This is a genomic window from Roseinatronobacter ekhonensis, from assembly GCF_900499075.1.
Lineage (GTDB): Bacteria > Pseudomonadota > Alphaproteobacteria > Rhodobacterales > Rhodobacteraceae > Roseinatronobacter > Roseinatronobacter ekhonensis.
Map to the genome: position 1 here is coordinate 1 of NZ_UIHC01000055.1, position 15,552 is coordinate 15,552.

The following is a 15,552-nucleotide window of genomic DNA, read 5'->3' on the forward strand; positions in this document are numbered from 1 at the left end:
CGCAAGCCTCAAGCTCGAGGCGGGCTGGTGAGGAAAGAAAGTCAGGGCGGATCATAAGCAATAGCTGAATCGTTCCAAACCCAGCAGTCAAGTCAACAAATTCGGCTTCTGCAGGACTCGGAGTATATCTTACGCAGGTTGGATATATCTCCATGGCCACTGTCGAATCCCGAGAGGAGCGCCTTGCCCGGATGCCGGCCTATGTGGCGGTGTTTACAGGGCAGGCGCCCACCACGGGCGAAATCGAACGTTTCTATTCGCGCCACCGTTTGGATTAAGCCGTGGGCGCGGTCAGGATGGGTGGGGCTGGGTCCGCCAAAGGCCGGGGCCGCAGGCCTTCGCGCGGGCCGATGTCGTGGCAAGCCTGTCCAGCGGCTCTCAACCGCAAAGGTGGCTCAAATTGAAGACTGATTGACCCGCGCCGACAGTTCGGCGGCGCTTTCCTTGCGTTCCGAGTAGCGGTCCACCAGATATTCCACGCGGTCGCGGGTCAGCAACGTGAACTTGACCAGTTCCTCCATCACATCGGCCACGCGGTCGTAATAGGCCGAGGGCTTCATGCGATCTGCTTCGTCGAATTCCAGAAAGGCCTTGGCGACCGAGGATTGGTTGGGGATGGTCAGCATCCGCATCCACCGGCCCAAAAGCCGCATCTGGTTCACCGCATTGAAGCTTTGCGACCCGCCTGAAACCTGCATTACCGCCAAGGTCTTGCCCTGCGTCGGGCGTACCGCTCCGTCGGATAGCGGGATCCAGTCGATCTGCGTTTTCATCAGTCCTGTCATGGCGCCGTGGCGTTCGGGGCTGGACCAGACCATACCTTCGGACCACGCGCACAAGTCGCGCAATTCGCGCACCTTGGGGTGGCTGGCATCTACGCCATCATCGACAAGCGGCAGGCCGGAAGGGTGAAAGAACCTCACTTCTGCCCCCAGACGCGTCAGAATACGCGCCGCTTCCTCTGCGCAGAGGCGGCTGAATGATCGCGCGCGCAATGACCCGTAAAGCATCAGAATGCGCGGCGGATGATCCGACAGTGCCGGTGCCAGCAGGCGGTCGGTATCAATGGGTGCAAAAGCGCGCTCCTGCAGTTGGGGCGTGTCTGTCATGCCGGGAACCTTTCGCGCGTGCGGTTGGCGAACCAGACCAGCGACAGCATGACCGGCACTTCCACCAGCACCCCCACAACCGTCACCAGCGCCGCGCCGGAATTGAGGCCGAACAGGCCGATTGCAACGGCCACCGCCAGTTCAAAGAAATTCGACGTGCCGATCAGGGCGCAAGGGGCGGCTACCTTGTGGGGCACGCGCCAGCGCCATGCCCAGAAATAGGCAATCGCGAATATCCCGTAGGACTGGATCAAGATGGGCGTGGCCAGCAGCACGATCAGAAACGGGTTCTCAAGGATCACATTGCCCTGAAACCCGAAAAGCAGCACGACCGTCAGCAAAAGCCCAAGAATCGAGGCGGGCTTGATCCTTGATGTAAAGGCAGAGACCGCCGCCTCTCCGCCCGAACGGAAGAGGCGGGCGCGGGTCAGCACGCCTGCCGCAAGCGGCAACACAACATAGAGCACCACTGACAGAACCAGCGTTTCCCACGGTACAGCAATGTCGGTCACGCCCAGCAGAAGTGCGACGATGGGCGCAAAGGCAAACACCATGATCACATCGTTCAGCGACACCTGCACCAGCGTGTAATTCGGGTCGCCCTTGGTCAATTGCGACCAGACGAACACCATGGCCGTACAGGGCGCCGCCCCCAGCAGGATCAGCCCGGCAATGTACTGGCCCGCATCTGCCGGATCGATCAGCCCGGCAAAAACATGCTCGAAGAACAGCACACCCAGCGCGGCCATGGTAAAGGGCTTGACCAGCCAGTTCACGACGACGGTGATGACAAGTCCCTTAGGCCGCTGCCCCACGCCTTTCAGCGCGCTCAGGTCCACGGCGACCATCATCGGGTAGACCATGGCCCAGATCAGCACGGCAACAACCAGATTGACCGAGGCGTATTCAAGCGAGGCAAGCACCGCAAAGAGGCCGGGCAACACCATTGCCAGCGCGATGCCCGTGACGATGCACAGGAAAACCCACAGGGAAAGATAGCGATCAAACAGAGACATGAATTAGCCTTCAGGGTGGGACGGCACGATGCAGCAGCCGGTTTCGGGTTGTATGACATCCAGCGCGGCGATCAGGTCGGACAGGGGGCGCAAGGCTCCGGGGCAAAGCGAATAGCAAACCCGTGGCGGGTCAATCTGCCCCTCGATCACGCCGGCATCCTTCAGGATGCGCAGGTGCTCGGACACGGTGGATTGCGCAAGACCGACCGCCTCCACGATATCGCCGCCAATGCAGCCCGGCGTGCGCGCCAGTAGCCGCAAGATGCGCAATCGCGCGGGATGGCTCAATGCCTTGGCCATTGCGGCCATCCGCATATCAGCAGTCTCGGGCGGGGTGTCCAGCATCGGGATAACCTTATATCGTTTATCGTCGGATACCGATATATCTCTGAAAAGCCCGGTGCAAGCGAAACCTCTGGCGGCGTTGCGTCCGATACGGGCCTAACCTGCGCTGGACAATGCCGGGATCGCTGACATCACCTGCGCTTGCAGCCAGTGTCCCCAACGACTGCGCCATGGCGTGTGCAGCTTTTGATATGCGCGCGGTCACGCTCTGCGATGTGTTCGAATCGATGATCAGCAGGCGCATTTCAAAACAACCGAGGCACCCACAGTGAAATAGCTGGAAAGTCGTAGATCAGCAGCAAGGCGACCAGAATTACCGCGCTGAACATCGGCATCGACGGGATGAGTCTTGGCTCACGTCCCTGAATGGTCTGGTTGTGAACATTCCACATGTAGGTCTAGGGCGATTCGGGCACGGATACGCTCGCTAGCGCCGTATCTGTCGAATCGCCGGTGCGCGTCTTGGATACCGGCCTTCCGGGCGTGACCAGTCCACCGAAAGACCTTTTTTTCAATACGATTGGCGTGATAGCCCGGCCTTAAGAAACCCGACGCATTGGGGTGGCTGCAACCCGGTATCCCGGCCTGATCCGCGACCGTGTTACAAAACCGTCATGCAACTGTCGTAGAAGCGTAGCAGAATCGCACTATCCGCAATCCGAGATCGGATGACCGGTCCAAAGCGAATGCTAAGGAGTAATCATGTCCAAGCTAACTTTCACCACCTCCGCAGTTGCCATTCTGGCACTGACCGCCGGCGCCGCTGTCGCACGCGACGAAGTGCGCCGCGTTGGTTCGTCCACCGTGTTCCCCTACACCCAAGCTGTTGCAGAACAGTTCGCCAACAACACCGGCTTCCCGTCGCCCATCGTGGAATCGACCGGCACCGGCGGCGGCATGCAGATCTTCTGTGGCGGCATCGGCGAAGATTACGCTGACATCACCGGCGCATCGCGCGCTATGAAAGCCTCTGAATTCCAGCTGTGCATGGATGGCGGCGTGACCAGCATCACCGAAGCCCGCATCGGTTCCGACGGTCTGACCATCGCTATCTCACGCGACAATGACTTCGCTTGGGACATGGAACTGTCCGAAGTTTATCAAGGCCTTGCCGCGATGGTTCCCGTCGACGGTGAGTGGATCGAAAACCCCTACACCACCTGGGACCAGATCAACCCCGATTTCCCGGCAGTCGAGATCGAGGTTCTGGGGCCCCCGCCGACCTCCGGCACGCGCGACGCTTTCGTCGAGCTGGCTATGGTCGCAGGCTGCATGGAGCTCGACTACGTCGCGCAGAACCATGACGAAGACTGGGCCGAAGAGAACTGTGCACGCATGCGCACCGACGGCCCGTTCATCGAAGCTGGCGAGAACGACAACCTGATCGTGCAGCGCCTGCAAGCGAACAGCGACGCGATGGGCATCTTCGGCTATTCCTTCCTTTACGAGAACCAGGACACGCTGAAGCCCGTCACCATCGCCGGCGTCGAGCCGACCCCGGAAACGATCGGCGACAACTACCCGATCTCGCGTCCGCTCTACTTCTACATCAAGAACGCACATCGCGGCGTGATCCCCGGCTTTGAAGAATTCATCGCCGAGTACATGTCCGATGACGCACTCGCACCGGGTGGTTATCTGGAAGAGCGCGGTCTGGTCGTTCTGTCGGAAGAGGCCCGCGAAGAACTGCGCCAGCGCGTTGCAAACCAAGTTGAAATGTCCGCTCCGGAATAAGACTGGTTACTAATCTACCGCCCGGCGTCTGCCGGGCGGTTCCTTTTGACACCCGAAGGTTTTTCACATGGGCATGCTGCCATTCGCGATCCTTCTTGTCGCCGCCATCGTCGGATACATGATCAACTTGCAGTCTGCCCGCGCCATTCGCGCTGATGGCACAAAGCTGCATTCGCTGTCCGGGTTCCACGGGCTGTTTTCGGCCCTGCTGGTCCTCGTGCCCGTTCTGACGTTCGTCCTTCTTTGGCTTGGCTTCGAAGGGGCGGTGATCGAGAGCCTGATGTTCGCATCCCTTCCAACCGGCACGCTTGACGGTCTGGGAACTGGCGAAGTGCAGTTGATCGGCGCAGAGATCCGGTCCATTGCAGGTGGTCGCGTTTTCGGCACGCCGGAAGACTGGAAACTGGCCGCTGCCGACCGTTTAATTGCGTATGAAGCGTGGTCTGATTGGCTGCTGATCGCGGCCGTCGCCGCTTTGTCGGTGGCGCTTGTGCTTTTCGCGCGCAGCCGCGTCGCCCCGGAATACCGGGCGCGTCAGCAGGTCGAGAAGATCACCACCGGCCTGATGATCTTTTGCGCAACGGTCGCCATTTTCACCACGATCGGCATCGTGTTCGCGCTGACTTATGAGACGTTCAAATTTTTCCAGATGGTGCCTTTGAGCGAATTCCTGTTCGGCACAAGCTGGGAACCGCAAATCCCCATTCGTGAAGACCAGATCGCGGCAGAAGGCGCATTTGGCGCTGTGCCGGTGTTCCTGGGCACGATCGTGATCGCAACCATCGCCTTGACTGTTGCCGTTCCGGTGGGCTTGCTGACGGCGATCTATCTGAACGAATTCGCGCCGCACGCCGTGCGGTCGGTGATCAAACCGATTCTCGAAATCCTCGCAGGCGTGCCAACGGTTGTTTACGGCTTCTTCGCCATCCTTGTCGTTGCGCCCGCACTTCGCGAGCTGGGGGCGGACCTTGGGCTGGATGTCGCGTCCAATACCGCGCTGGCGGCGGGCGGTGTGATGGGTGTCATGCTGATCCCCTTCATCTCGTCATTCGCAGATGACGCGTTGTCCGCCGTTCCGCAATCGCTGCGCGATGGGGCCTTGGCACTTGGCGCAACGCGCGGCGAGATGATGATGAACGTGCTGTTTCCAGCCGCGATCCCCGGCATTGTCGGGGGCGTGTTGCTGGCCGTGAGCCGCGCCATTGGCGAAACCATGATCGTTGTGATGGCCGCCGGCCTGATCGCACGCATGACGATAAACCCGCTGGACAGCGTTACTGCTGTGACGGTTCAGATCGTGACATTGTTGATCGGCGATACAGCGTTCGATAGTCCCAAGACGTTGGCTGCTTTTGCCTTGGGCATGATGTTGTTCCTCGCAACGCTGGTCATCAACGTCTTCGCCTTGCGGATTGTCCGCAAGTATCGTGAAATTTACGACTAAAGGTTGGCCCAGATGTCTGACACTACACCAGAATACCGCGGCGCGGGCCACCACGGCGGCACGATGGATACCGTTCGCAAGGGCCTCGCAAAACGCAAACGCAAGCAGATGATCCTTCAGGGGTTTGGAATTGCCGCGATCGGCTTTGCGCTGACGGTTCTGTTCATCCTGCTGGCCTCTCTGTTCAGCACCGGGTATCAAGCCTTTACACAAACCCATGTAGAGCTTGATGTCTTTGTCGACCCGCAGGAGATCCCCGAAGAAAACCTTCCACGTGGCGGGTTCCGGGATGTCTTGAGCGACTCTTTGGGGCAGTACTTTCCCGAAAGTGATATGACTGACCGTGCCGAAGCGCGGGTTCTGTCTTCGATCCTGTCCAACGGCGCTCAATTCACCTTGCGCGACATGATCGTGGAAGACCCGAGCCTGATCGGACAGACGATTTCTTTGAAGGTGGCAACGTCAGACCCCTATGACCAGTTGAACAAAGGGCTGATTGATCGTGACACCCCGGAGGACTTTCGCCGGTTGAAAGATGAGGAAATTCAGAATTTCGATACCCTATCAGAGCTTGGCCTCATCTCGAAGCCGTTGAACACCGGCCTGCTAACCAATGCCGATTCGCGCTTTCCAGAACTCGCCGGGTTGAAAGGCGCGCTTGTCGGGTCGTTCTGGGTCTTGCTGACGTGTTTCGTAATCTCGTTCCCGCTTGGAATAGGCGCGGCGATCTACCTTGAGGAATTCGCGCCCAAGAACAAGGTAAGCGACTTCATCGAGGTCAATATCAACAACCTGGCCGCCGTGCCGTCTGTCGTCTTTGGCCTGTTGGCACTAGCGGTATTCATCGGCTGGTTTGGAATGCCACGATCTGCGCCTTTCGTGGGCGGCCTGACACTGGCATTGATGACGATGCCAACGATCATCATTGCAACGCGCGCGTCGTTGAAAGCGGTGCCGCCCTCCATTCGGGAAGCTGCGCTCGGTGTCGGGGCTTCGAAACACCAGGTCGTGTTCCAGCATGTGCTACCGCTCGCGATGCCCGGTATTCTGACCGGCACGATCATTGGCCTTGCGCAAGCCTTGGGTGAAACCGCGCCCCTGTTGCTGATCGGTATGAATGCCTTCATCACATCTGCCGCCAGCAGTCCGTTTGACAGCGCCACGGCACTCCCAACGCAGATTTTCATCTGGGCCGATAGCCCAGAGCGCGGATTTGTGTCACGCACCTCCGCGGCGATCCTTGTTCTATTGGGCTTCTTGATCACCATGAACGCGATCGCTATTTTTCTGCGCCAACGCTTTCAGCGCAAATGGTAAACACATCCGCCCTGTAGTAATCACTCGGCACCCAAAGGAATCTCTGTCATGTATGACGCCCCGAACCCCGCGACCAATGTGGACCAGCAGGATATCAAGATCACCGCCAAGGGCGTGCAGGTCTATTACGGCGAAACACACGCGATCAAGGATGTCGATGTGAACATCGTGGACCGCGCTGTCACCTCGTTTATCGGGCCGTCGGGCTGCGGGAAATCCACCTTCCTGCGCTGCCTGAACCGGATGAATGACACGATTGATATTTGCCGCGTCGAAGGCGACATCCGGATTGACGGCGATGATATCTACGACAAGCGCGTGGACCCGGTGCAACTGCGTGCCAAGGTCGGTATGGTGTTCCAGAAACCGAACCCGTTTCCCAAGTCGATCTATGACAACGTGGCTTACGGCCCGCGCATCCACGGGCTGGCCAAGAACAAGGCTGATCTGGATGTAATCGTGGAACGCGCGCTGCGCCGCGGTGCCATCTGGGACGAGGTCAAGGATCGTCTGGACGCGCCGGGCACGGGCCTGTCGGGCGGACAGCAGCAGCGTCTCTGCATCGCCCGCGCCGTGGCCACCGAGCCCGAAGTCCTGTTGATGGACGAGCCTTGCTCGGCGTTGGACCCGATTGCAACTGCGCAGGTCGAGGAACTGATCGACGAATTGCGCCGGGACTATACCGTTGTGATCGTGACCCACTCCATGCAGCAGGCCGCCCGCGTCAGTCAGAAAACGGCGTTTTTCCACCTTGGGGATCTGGTGGAATACGGCGAAACCGACCAGATTTTCACCAACCCCAAGGACGAACGAACCGAGCGCTATGTGACGGGACGTATCGGCTAGGGTCGCGCCAGATGTCCGACAAACACATTGTCTCTGGCTTCGACCGCGATCTTGCGGCGATCGAAACCTCTGTCGCGCAGATCGGGGCCATGGCCCGCGATGCGTTGCGCGACGCCATCACCGCCTGTCTGGAGCGTGATCGCGATCTTGCGGCGCAGGTGAAAACCGGTGATCACGCACTGGACCGTCTGGAAGCTGACACACGTTTGGCGACAATCAAGCTGATCGCACTGCGCGCGCCGAGCGCGGTGGATTTGCGCTTCGTGCTTGCGGTGCTGGAGATCTGCGCCCATCTGGAACGCTGCGGCGACTATGCCAAGAACATCGCCAAACGCAGCACCGAACTCGGGCCGCACGCGCAACTGGCCGGAACCGACCGTGCGTTGCTGCGCATGTCGCAATCGGTTGGCCAGATGCTGGGCGACGCGCTTGCGGCATTTCTGGACCGCGATGTCGACAAGGCCCGCGCCGTGATCGCCTCGGATCTGGAGACCGATCACAGCTACAATTCGCTGTTTCGCGGGCTTTTGACCTATATGATGGAAGACCCGCGCAACATTACCGCCGGGATGCACCTGCATTTTGTGGCCAAGCATCTGGAACGTATCGGGGACCGGGCAACAGGGATCGCGGAACAGGTGATCTATCTTGTGACTGGCGAGTTGCCGGATGACGACCGCCCCAAGGCCGACCTGACCACCCCCCCCGCGCCGTCAGCCGGGTAGAACCCTGCCCGCAATGTGGGCAGACCGCTTGGTCAAACACCCGTGCGGCACCCCGATATCCGCTAGCTAGCTGGCGACCCCGGCAGGATTCGAACCTGCAACCTGCCCCTTAGGAGGGGGCTGCTCTATCCAGTTGAGCCACGGGGCCGTGGCACTGCTTGTGCCAATCCGGACCCGCCGGTGCAAGTGGTGACTTGGCCCCCGCGAAATAGGGCGCTAACATGTTGTTCCCAAGCTTTGCACAGGACCACGCGTTTGCCCCCATATCTGCCCCCCCAGACCGCCCGACCGCTTACCTTGCGCGATGTGTCCGAAGCCAGCGGCGTCAGCGAAATGACCGTCAGCCGCGTGTTGCGCAACCGGGACGATGTCTCGCCCGCGACGCGCGACAAGGTGTTGGCGGCGGCCAAGGCGCTGGGATATGTGCCCAACAAGATCGCAGGGGCCCTTGCGTCGCAACGGGTGAACCTTGTCGGCGTCATCATCCCCTCGCTGGCGAATATGGTGTTCCCCGAAGTGTTGCGCGGTATTTCGGCCGGGCTGGAGGGCACGGGGCTACAGCCAGTGTTTGGGGCCACGGATTATCTGGCAGAGCGCGAAGAGAATGTCATTTACGAGATGCTGTCCTGGCGCCCCTCCGGTGTGATCGTGGCAGGGTTGGAACATACCGACGCCGCGCGCGCGATGCTGGCCAATGCCGGTATTCCGACGGTCGAGATCATGGATATCGACGGCGAGGCGATTGATTCGGTGGTGGGGATTTCGCACCGCCGCGCGGGCCGCGAGATGGCAGAGGCTATTCTGCGCGCGGGGTATCGCAAGATTGGCTTTCTGGGCACCAAGGTGCCCGACGACTTCCGGGCGCGCAAACGGCTTGAAGGGTTCAATGAAGCGCTGGCAGACTCGGGTATATCGCTGGCCGATACCGAGGATTACGCCGGTGGCTCGTCACTGGCCAAGGGCCGAGAGATGACGGAAGCCATGCTCACACGCAGCCCCGATCTGGATTTCCTGTATTATTCCAACGATATGATCGGGGCAGGGGGGTTGCTCTACTGTCTGGATCAGGGGTTGGATGTGCCCGGCAGTCTGGGCCTTGCAGGGTTCAACGGGCTGGAATTGCTGGACGGGCTGCGCCTGCGGCTGGCGACGACGGATGCCTGCCGCCGCGACATCGGCCTGCGCGCGGCGCAGATTGTTGTGGGAAAGCCGACCGATGGCATGATTGGATCGCAGCGCATAGAACTCGACCCCATACTGAACCTTGGCGACACGATCCGCCGCGCGACGTGATCCAAACCCGCCGCGTTTGAACGTTGTCACGGGTCTGTCGCTTTTCTGGGCTAGGTCCGAAACTGCGACATCTGGTGCGCTCTAATCGCTTGTCAGATTGTTTGCCCTAGATATAGTAATCTAACGGTCGTGCTGCGTGTGCAGCGCGATGCTGGCCCCAGCGGGGCGGTCTTTGCCCCGAGGGGCCGCCAGATGAAGGGTGGCACCATGGATGGTGATTTCAGGACCGAATTTGTCCGCGAGCCGGTCGCGTTGAAGCATTTTCCTGCACTTGTGCTGAATGCAGACTACCGGCCATTGTCCTACTACCCCCTGTCGCTGTGGCCTTGGCAGGACGCGATCAAGGCGGTGTTTCTGGACCGGGTGGATATTCTGGCGCATTACGACGAGGTGGTGCGCAGCCAGCGAATGGAAATTCAGGTGCCCTCGGTGGTGGTGCTGCGCGAATTCGTCAAGCCGCGCAAGCGCGTGGCCTTTACGCGGTTCAACCTGTTCCTGCGCGATGAATTCGCCTGCCAGTATTGCGGGTCGCGCAACGACCTGACCTTTGACCATGTTGTGCCGCGCAAACTGGGCGGCGTGACCAGTTGGGAAAACGTGGTTGCGGCCTGTGCGCCTTGCAACCTGCGCAAAGGGTCCAAGACCCTGCGCGAGTCCGGGATGAAGCTGCGCCAGACGCCGCGCCGCCCAGATGCGGAACTGCTGCGCAATCTGGGTCGCAGGTTTCCGCCGAACCATCTGCATGAAAGCTGGCTGGACTATCTGTATTGGGATACCGAGCTTGACGCATAACCCCTCGCGCGCCGATGCTGGCACTGGACACACCCCCAAGTGACGGGGTAAAGCGTTGCTAGCGCTAACATCGCGGAGGTTGTGACATGGTCGCACGCGTTATTCCGGTCGATTGCTTCGATCTGGTCATATTCGGGGCGACGGGCGATCTGGCCCGCCGCAAGATCCTGCCGGGGCTCTATCGGCGCTGGAAGGAAGGGCAGATTCCCGAGGGCTGCACCATCGTTGGCGCGGCCCGAAGCGATCTGGAAGCGGACGGGTTCCGCGAGCTTGTGCGCGCGGCGCTTGAAGAGTTCCTGCCGCAGCCTGAGGTGCAGCCAGAGACGGTCGCGAGTTTTCTGGACATGCTGGCTTATGTCACCATCGACGCGCGTGGCGATGCGGGCTGGCCCGAGCTGGCCGCCCTGATGCGCACAGGCAAAGTGCATGCCTTCTACTTCTCGGTGGCACCTGCGCTGTTTGGCGATATCGCCAAGCGGCTTAAAGAGCGCGGCATTGCTGACCGTGAGAGCCGGATCGTGGTGGAAAAACCCTTCGGCAAAGACCTTGCAACGGCGCGCAAGCTGAATGAAAGCCTTGCCAGTTATTTCCACGAGGACCAGATTTACCGGATCGACCATTATCTGGGCAAGGAAACGGTTCAGAACCTGATGGCCGTGCGCTTTGCCAACATCCTGTTCGAGCCGCTCTGGAACGCGCAGTATATCGACCATGTGCAGATTACCGTGGCCGAAACCGTGGGCGTTGGCGGGCGCGGCGAATACTATGACACCTCTGGCGCGATCCGCGACATGGTGCAAAACCACATGATGCAGCTTTTGTGCCTGATCGCGATGGAACCGCCGAACTGCTTCGAGCCGGATGCCATGCGCGACGAAAAGCTGAAGGTTATTCGCGCGTTGGACCCCGTGGCGCCTGCCGAGATCGTACGCGGTCAGTATCGCGGCAAGGATGGCGATGATTACCTGTCCGAATCCGGCAATCCCGACAGCCGCACTGAAAGCTTTGTCGCCATGAAGCTGCATGTGTCGAACTGGCGCTGGAAGGGCACGCCATTCTATCTGCGCACCGGCAAGCGGCTGCGCGCGCGCGCGTCCGAGATCGCCGTCACCTTCAAGGAGCCGCCACATTCCATTTTCGGCGAATCCAACCAGTGGCGCGAGAATATGCTGGTCATTCGCCTGCAACCCGACGAGGGGATGGACCTGCGCGTGATGATCAAGGAACCGGGGCCGGGCGGCATGCGCCTGAAGGACGTGGCGCTGGACATGAGCTTTGCCGAAGCCTTGGGCGATGATCTGGATATTCCCGATGCGTATGAACGCTTGATCATGGACGTGATCCGCGGCAACCAGACCTTGTTCATGCGCGGCGACGAGGTCGAGGCCGCTTGGGCATGGGTCGATCCGGCGATCGACATGATGGAACAACGCGGCGACGTGCCCGAACCCTACGAGCCTGCATCGGCAGGGCCGGAAGGGTCCATGATGCTGATGCACCGCGATGGACGCCGCTGGCGGGAGATGCGCTGATGGAGTTTCACACCTACCCCGACCGCGACATGATGATGCTGCGGGTATCGCAGCGGATTGCCGCAGAGCTTGGCGAAACCCTGCGCAGCGCGGACCGCGCGACATTGTCGGTGCCGGGCGGAACCACGCCGGGGCCGGTCTTTGACACGCTGTCGGGCGCTGATCTGGATTGGTCGCGCGTGGCGGTCATGCTGAATGACGAACGCTGGGTGCCAGAGGACAATCCGCGTTCCAACACCGCGCTTTTGCGCCGCCGCTTGCTGACAGGTCGCGCGGCAGAGGCCACACTGGTGCCACTTTATGCCCGCACACCCGCGCCCGAAGACGCGTTGGACGCGCTGTCGGACGGTATTCGTCCGCATCTGCCGATTTCTGTCCTGCTGCTGGGCATGGGCGCGGATATGCATACCGCAAGCCTGTTTCCCGGTGCCGACAAGCTGGCACAGGCCATGGCGCCCGACGCGCCACCCCTGATGGCGCTACGGGCCGAGGCCGCGGGAGAGCCGCGCATCACCCTGACCCTGCCAGTGCTGCGCGCGGCATTGCGGGTGCATGTGCTGATCACGGGCGCGGAAAAGCGCGCGGCGCTGGAGCACGCGCGCAAACTGCCGCCGGAACAAGCGCCGATTGCCGCGATGCTGGATCATGCGCAGGTGCATTGGGCCGAATAAGCGAAAGAAAGACGGGCGCTTCGCGCCCGTTTTGAGTATTTGGGGCAAGATGAAATTAGCTGAGGGACCAAGACAATGAGCACATGGAACGATCTGGCCAAGCATCAGCGCGCGACCGACACGCGGCATATGCTGGAGTTGTTCACTCAGGACCCGGACCGCGCGAACGGGTTCAGCATTCGCGCGGGCGAGATGCTGCTGGATTATTCCAAGACCAACATTGATGCCGACTGCCGCGACCTGCTGGTCGGGCTGGCCGAGGCGCAGGGCGTGGCCGCCAAGCGCGACGCGATGTTCGCGGGCGAAGTCATCAACGAAACCGAGGGCCGTGCGGTACTGCATATTGCACAGCGCGCGGATGACGCTGCGGTGATCGAGGTCGATGATACCGATGTGATGCCCGCCCTGCGCGAGACACGCGCGCGCGCCTATGCCTTTTCCGAAGCGGTGCGCTCTGGCGCGTATCAGGGGCAAGGCGGGCGGATTACCGATGTGGTCAATATCGGGATTGGCGGGTCGGACCTGGGACCCGCAATGGCCACGCTGGCGCTGGAGCCGTTCCATGACGGGCCGCGCCTGCATTACGTGTCGAACGTGGACGGCGCGCATATCGGCGATACGCTGGAACGGCTGGACCCCGCGACGACGCTGGTGGTCGTGGCATCGAAGACCTTTACCACCATCGAGACGATGACCAACGCCGAAACCGCACGGGCGTGGATGGCGCAGAAAGTGACCGACCCTACCGCGCAATTTGCTGCTGTGTCCACGGCCGCCGACAAGACAGCCGCTTTTGGTATCGCGCCAGAACGGGTGTTCGGGTTCGCCGATTGGGTCGGCGGGCGCTATTCGATGTGGGGGCCGATCGGCCTTGGGGTCATGATCGCGATTGGCGCTGTGCGGTTCGAGCGGTTTCTGGCCGGCGCGCGCGCGATGGATGCGCATTTCGTCGAGGCGCCCTTTGCCGAAAACATGCCCGTTATGCTGGCATTGGTTGGCATCTGGCACAACCAGCTTTGCGGCCACGCCACCCGCGCCGTGCTGCCCTATGATCAGCGCCTGTCACGGCTGCCCGCCTATCTGCAACAGTTGGAGATGGAGAGCAACGGCAAGCGTGTCGGCATGGATGGCGAAGATCTTGGCCGCCAGTCCGGCCCGGTGGTCTGGGGCGAGCCGGGCACGAATGGCCAGCACGCGTTCTACCAGTTGATCCATCAGGGTACGCGGGTTGTGCCGTGTGAGTTCCTGCTGGCCGCGCAGGGTCACGAGCCTGATCTGGCGCACCAACACCGCTTGCTGGCCGCCAATTGTCTGGCGCAGGCCGAGGCGCTGATGAAAGGACGCTCGCTGGAGGAGGCGCGTGCGATCATGGCCGCCAAGGGGCTGGACGGGGCGGAACTGGACCGGCAGGCGCGCCACCGGGTGTTTCCGGGCAATCGCCCCTCGACCATGCTGCTATATCCCAAGCTGACGCCGTTCACGCTGGGGCAGATCGTGGCGCTATACGAGCACCGTGTCTTTGTCGAAGGCGTGATCCTAGGCATCAACTCTTTCGACCAATGGGGTGTCGAGCTGGGCAAGGAACTGGCCACCGCGCTCGGCCCGGTCATGGACGGCGCGGATGCGTCGGGCAAGGACGGGTCCACGCAGGCGCTGGTCGCGTATCTGCGCGGGCAGGGCGTGTGAGGAGAGGCCCCGGCTTGTGGGCCGGGGCGCGATCCGCACTGAAGTGTAGTGGTCGCATGTCTGTTTTGATGACAGGTATTAGTAGCGGACGATTGTCTCAAAGTCTTGCAGCGGGGCTTCGGGGGTCAGCAGGTCGTCCAGCTCGAGCGTGACGCTTGCGGTGGTGCCATCCTCTGACAGGGTTCCTGTCGTGCTGTCGATGCTCTCGCCGCTGACCGAAAACGTGACCGATAACCCGGCCAGCATTTGCTGCGCCATGGCCATGGCTTGCGGGTCGCTGGCCATTTCGTCCATCTGTCCGGACATGGCCGATAGCGGCATCAGCGCGCGTACGCGATTGCTGTCCAGATGGACAAGCTGCGCCTGGATCTCCTGCGGGTTGCCTGCGCCCCCATCGTCGAGGATCTCTGCAAAGCTTCCGGTCTTGTCAATCTCGCAGCGGGCATGCGTGTCAGTCAGCACGAATGTGCCGCCATCCTCGTCGCAAAACGATGTATCCTGCCCCGACATCTCGAACATCTGGCGTTGCATCTGCATGTATCCGGTCACGCGGGCTTCATCCTCGCCCAACACTTCGACATTCATATCCACCTCGATACAGGCGGTCAGGGCAAGGGCGGCTGGAAGGGTCAGGAAAATCGCGCGCATGGGAACCTCTCGGGGTGAAACTGGCTTACCGCATGATAAGGCCAAAGCAGCCATCCTGACGAGTCCGATTTTCGGAGCTTATGCATCCAGCTTGTCGATCAGCTCGTCTCCGCTGGCGCGATTGGAATTGATCGCCGTGCCAACACGGTAAAACTGGAGGGTCTCTTCCGGGGCGGGCCGCATCAGGGGCGCCGCGCCATGCCCGTCCTCGCGCAGCCATTTCGGCCAGTCCTGCGGCGCAAGGATCACCGGTATCCGGTGATGAATGGGCGTATTGTGTTGAAAAACTCTTCCTTGATCGAAGTCTGAACTGCTGATTCAATTCCTGTAATCGAGGGGGAGGACCGGCGATGATGGGACCGAGGCAGGAAGCGCAACCGGCGCTGTTCTACGA

The 15,552-nt window shown here is 60.9% G+C and carries 15 protein-coding genes, 1 tRNA gene and 1 pseudogene; 11 read left to right on the top strand and 6 right to left on the bottom strand.

The window, feature by feature from the left end; all coding sequences use genetic code 11:
• Nucleotides 1–152: 152 nt before the first annotated feature.
• Nucleotides 153–278 (top strand): hypothetical protein, encoded by a 126-nt coding sequence (locus tag ROE7235_RS20840; protein ID WP_281272871.1) that lies wholly within the window; start codon nt 153–155, stop codon nt 276–278.
• Between the two features lie 117 nt (nt 279–395).
• Here ROE7235_RS20840 and arsH read toward each other — a convergent pair whose 3' ends face one another.
• From arsH to ROE7235_RS16440, 3 genes are read right to left on the bottom strand one after another with little or no spacing between them, the layout of a single operon-like run.
• On the bottom strand, nt 396–1,109 hold the full coding sequence (arsH, locus tag ROE7235_RS16430; protein WP_121096600.1) for an arsenical resistance protein ArsH: 714 nt from the start codon (nt 1,107–1,109) through the stop codon (nt 396–398).
• Complete coding sequence (gene arsB, locus ROE7235_RS16435; RefSeq protein WP_121096602.1) at nt 1,106–2,125, bottom strand: ACR3 family arsenite efflux transporter; 1,020 nt, start codon at nt 2,123–2,125, stop codon at nt 1,106–1,108. Before arsB ends, arsH begins: the two co-directional genes overlap by 4 nt.
• A 3-nt stretch (nt 2,126–2,128) precedes the next feature.
• The gene (locus ROE7235_RS16440; RefSeq protein ID WP_183073551.1) at nt 2,129–2,470 is read right to left on the bottom strand and encodes an ArsR/SmtB family transcription factor; all 342 of its coding nucleotides are present in this window, start codon (nt 2,468–2,470) and stop codon (nt 2,129–2,131) included.
• A gap of 702 nt (nt 2,471–3,172) precedes the next feature.
• Here ROE7235_RS16440 and ROE7235_RS16450 point away from each other — a divergent pair.
• The 5 genes from ROE7235_RS16450 (at nt 3,173) to phoU (ending at nt 8,536) form a co-directional block, all read left to right on the top strand.
• Entirely contained in the window at nt 3,173–4,204 is a 1,032-nt protein-coding gene (locus tag ROE7235_RS16450) for a substrate-binding domain-containing protein (RefSeq protein WP_121096606.1), read from the top strand.
• A 67-nt stretch (nt 4,205–4,271) separates the two neighbouring features.
• Complete coding sequence (gene pstC, locus ROE7235_RS16455; protein WP_121096608.1) at nt 4,272–5,648, top strand: phosphate ABC transporter permease subunit PstC; 1,377 nt, start codon at nt 4,272–4,274, stop codon at nt 5,646–5,648.
• Nucleotides 5,649–5,660: 12 nt separating this feature from the next.
• The gene (pstA, locus tag ROE7235_RS16460) at nt 5,661–6,965 is read left to right on the top strand and encodes a phosphate ABC transporter permease PstA (protein ID WP_121096610.1); all 1,305 of its coding nucleotides are present in this window, start codon (nt 5,661–5,663) and stop codon (nt 6,963–6,965) included.
• A gap of 48 nt (nt 6,966–7,013) precedes the next feature.
• The gene (gene pstB / locus ROE7235_RS16465; protein ID WP_121096612.1) at nt 7,014–7,811 is read left to right on the top strand and encodes a phosphate ABC transporter ATP-binding protein PstB; all 798 of its coding nucleotides are present in this window, start codon (nt 7,014–7,016) and stop codon (nt 7,809–7,811) included.
• An 11-nt stretch (nt 7,812–7,822) separates the two neighbouring features.
• Complete coding sequence (gene phoU, locus ROE7235_RS16470) at nt 7,823–8,536, top strand: phosphate signaling complex protein PhoU (RefSeq protein WP_121096614.1); 714 nt, start codon at nt 7,823–7,825, stop codon at nt 8,534–8,536.
• A 71-nt stretch (nt 8,537–8,607) separates the two neighbouring features.
• Here the strand turns inward: phoU and ROE7235_RS16475 are convergent.
• Nucleotides 8,608–8,684, bottom strand: a tRNA-Arg gene (locus tag ROE7235_RS16475).
• Nucleotides 8,685–8,791: 107 nt separating this feature from the next.
• On the opposite strand from ROE7235_RS16475, the gene ROE7235_RS16480 reads away from it, so the two are divergent.
• The 5 genes from ROE7235_RS16480 (at nt 8,792) to pgi (ending at nt 14,510) form a co-directional block, all read left to right on the top strand.
• Nucleotides 8,792–9,829, top strand: coding sequence for a LacI family DNA-binding transcriptional regulator (locus ROE7235_RS16480; protein WP_147434247.1), 1,038 nt, complete (start codon nt 8,792–8,794; stop codon nt 9,827–9,829).
• Between the two features lie 207 nt (nt 9,830–10,036).
• Nucleotides 10,037–10,621 carry an HNH endonuclease gene (locus ROE7235_RS16485; protein ID WP_121096630.1) on the top strand — a complete coding sequence of 195 codons (585 nt, stop codon included), beginning with the start codon at nt 10,037–10,039 and terminating at the stop codon, nt 10,619–10,621.
• Nucleotides 10,622–10,707: 86 nt separating this feature from the next.
• A complete protein-coding gene (gene zwf / locus ROE7235_RS16490) occupies nt 10,708–12,153 on the top strand; it encodes a glucose-6-phosphate dehydrogenase (RefSeq protein ID WP_121096618.1) in 1,446 nt (481 codons plus the stop codon).
• Entirely contained in the window at nt 12,153–12,824 is a 672-nt protein-coding gene (gene pgl / locus ROE7235_RS16495) for a 6-phosphogluconolactonase (RefSeq protein ID WP_121096620.1), read from the top strand. Before zwf ends, pgl begins: the two co-directional genes overlap by 1 nt.
• A gap of 75 nt (nt 12,825–12,899) precedes the next feature.
• Nucleotides 12,900–14,510, top strand: coding sequence for a glucose-6-phosphate isomerase (gene pgi / locus ROE7235_RS16500; RefSeq protein ID WP_121096622.1), 1,611 nt, complete (start codon nt 12,900–12,902; stop codon nt 14,508–14,510).
• 78 nt (nt 14,511–14,588) lie between these two features.
• Here the strand turns inward: pgi and ROE7235_RS16505 are convergent, their stop codons facing one another.
• Entirely contained in the window at nt 14,589–15,158 is a 570-nt protein-coding gene (locus ROE7235_RS16505) for a hypothetical protein (protein ID WP_121096624.1), read from the bottom strand.
• A 78-nt stretch (nt 15,159–15,236) separates the two neighbouring features.
• Nucleotides 15,237–15,425 (bottom strand): annotated as a pseudogene (locus tag ROE7235_RS16510) (SOS response-associated peptidase family protein); the annotation flags it as partial.
• Between the last annotated feature and the right edge of the window lie 127 nt (nt 15,426–15,552).

Excerpts from the sequence above, each read along its gene's own strand:
- pstB (WP_121096612.1), top strand. The coding sequence starts at position 7,014 with ATGTATGACGCCCCGAACCCCGCGACCAATGTGGACCAGCAGGATATC.
- ROE7235_RS20840 (WP_281272871.1), top strand. The coding sequence starts at position 153 with ATGGCCACTGTCGAATCCCGAGAGGAGCGCCTTGCCCGGATGCCGGCC.
- ROE7235_RS16450 (WP_121096606.1), top strand. The coding sequence starts at position 3,173 with ATGTCCAAGCTAACTTTCACCACCTCCGCAGTTGCCATTCTGGCACTG.
- pstC (WP_121096608.1), top strand. The coding sequence starts at position 4,272 with ATGGGCATGCTGCCATTCGCGATCCTTCTTGTCGCCGCCATCGTCGGA.
- ROE7235_RS16485 (WP_121096630.1), top strand. The coding sequence starts at position 10,037 with ATGGATGGTGATTTCAGGACCGAATTTGTCCGCGAGCCGGTCGCGTTG.
- ROE7235_RS16505 (WP_121096624.1), bottom strand. The coding sequence starts at position 15,158 with ATGCGCGCGATTTTCCTGACCCTTCCAGCCGCCCTTGCCCTGACCGCC.
- pstA (WP_121096610.1), top strand. The coding sequence starts at position 5,661 with ATGTCTGACACTACACCAGAATACCGCGGCGCGGGCCACCACGGCGGC.
- ROE7235_RS16440 (WP_183073551.1), bottom strand. The coding sequence starts at position 2,470 with ATGCTGGACACCCCGCCCGAGACTGCTGATATGCGGATGGCCGCAATG.
- arsB (WP_121096602.1), bottom strand. The coding sequence starts at position 2,125 with ATGTCTCTGTTTGATCGCTATCTTTCCCTGTGGGTTTTCCTGTGCATC.
- phoU (WP_121096614.1), top strand. The coding sequence starts at position 7,823 with ATGTCCGACAAACACATTGTCTCTGGCTTCGACCGCGATCTTGCGGCG.
- pgi (WP_121096622.1), top strand. The coding sequence starts at position 12,900 with ATGAGCACATGGAACGATCTGGCCAAGCATCAGCGCGCGACCGACACG.
- zwf (WP_121096618.1), top strand. The coding sequence starts at position 10,708 with ATGGTCGCACGCGTTATTCCGGTCGATTGCTTCGATCTGGTCATATTC.
- pgl (WP_121096620.1), top strand. The coding sequence starts at position 12,153 with ATGGAGTTTCACACCTACCCCGACCGCGACATGATGATGCTGCGGGTA.
- arsH (WP_121096600.1), bottom strand. The coding sequence starts at position 1,109 with ATGACAGACACGCCCCAACTGCAGGAGCGCGCTTTTGCACCCATTGAT.